Origin of the sequence: Citrobacter sp. Cpo045 (genome assembly GCF_030332875.1) — a bacterium.
Classification (GTDB): Bacteria; Pseudomonadota; Gammaproteobacteria; order Enterobacterales; family Enterobacteriaceae; genus Citrobacter; species Citrobacter portucalensis.
This window is the reverse complement of the sequence record NZ_JAOWGZ010000006.1, coordinates 1-900: the sequence shown is the minus strand read 5'-3', so window position 1 is coordinate 900 and position 900 is coordinate 1. Positions and strand designations below refer to the sequence as shown.

The 900-nt window shown below is 44.8% G+C and carries 2 protein-coding genes; both read right to left on the bottom strand.

Going from position 1 to position 900, the window contains the following annotated elements:
* Positions 1-48: 48 nt before the first annotated feature.
* Positions 49-261 carry a hypothetical protein gene (locus tag OGY13_RS00030; protein ID WP_022652265.1) on the bottom strand — a complete coding sequence of 71 codons (213 nt, stop codon included), beginning with the start codon at positions 259-261 and terminating at the stop codon, positions 49-51.
* A 133-nt stretch (positions 262-394) separates the two neighbouring features.
* Positions 395-796, bottom strand: a complete 402-nt coding sequence (locus tag OGY13_RS00025; protein ID WP_022652264.1) for a hypothetical protein — start codon at positions 794-796, stop codon at positions 395-397.
* Between the last annotated feature and the right edge of the window lie 104 nt (positions 797-900).

Below are 900 nucleotides of genomic sequence, written 5' to 3'. Positions count from 1 at the left end.
CTGAAAGCGTGCGTATTGCCTGAAAACACAACCCGCTACGGGGGAGACTTACCCGAAATCTGATTTATTCAACAAAGCCGCGGTCAGCAGCCAGCTCTGAACAAAGTGCCAGAATGCTCTGCCAGTTTGCGATGTCACCCTGACTTTTAATTTTTCCAGAATTTTACGCACCGCAAATTCTGATTTATCCCGCAGCACACGCATTGCGCCTGCTACATCTTTTTTCTGTATACAGATACTTAAAATATGAAAATCGTTCATGGTTCTCCCTTCCTTATAATATTAATATCGGCAAAGGCCGCAATATAATTAGATTAGGAAACCACTTTACCTATAAAAATTCATTTCATGTCAGGACGACCCAACCATTTGTCTGTTAATAACATCTAGCATATTATTCATCTGTCTCTTTGTTATCTGGCATGTTGGTCTGGAGCCGGGAAAAATCTTCGCGAATCGACTTAGCTGCTGGTTTCCATACCTTTTTAGCCCACTCTTTATTCATTCTTCCTTCACTGACAATCTTCAGGGCGATGGCATAGGGCGTACGCCCCTGCTGCTTTGATAGCCACAAAATGTGGTCGTCAATACTTTCATCCGGGATATCATCAATAATGGAATGAATGAGGTCAATGTCTTCCTGAACCCACGCTTTGCCCGTTCGAGGAAATACCAGATTGGGTTCGCGAGTTTTTTTGTGATTTCCCTCTCTTGCCTCTGTACAAGCATTTTTTCCGGCGGCGATAAGTCTTTTCCTCTCACTTAACCCCCCCAGGGTAGCAACCGTCCTGACCATATTTTCACGCTGTTCGCGGGTGATGCTAAATAGCTGCGCCTAATACCGCTACACTTTTGCCTGACCATGTTTTCCTCCGGGGAATGGGCTGGCGGTTTCCATAA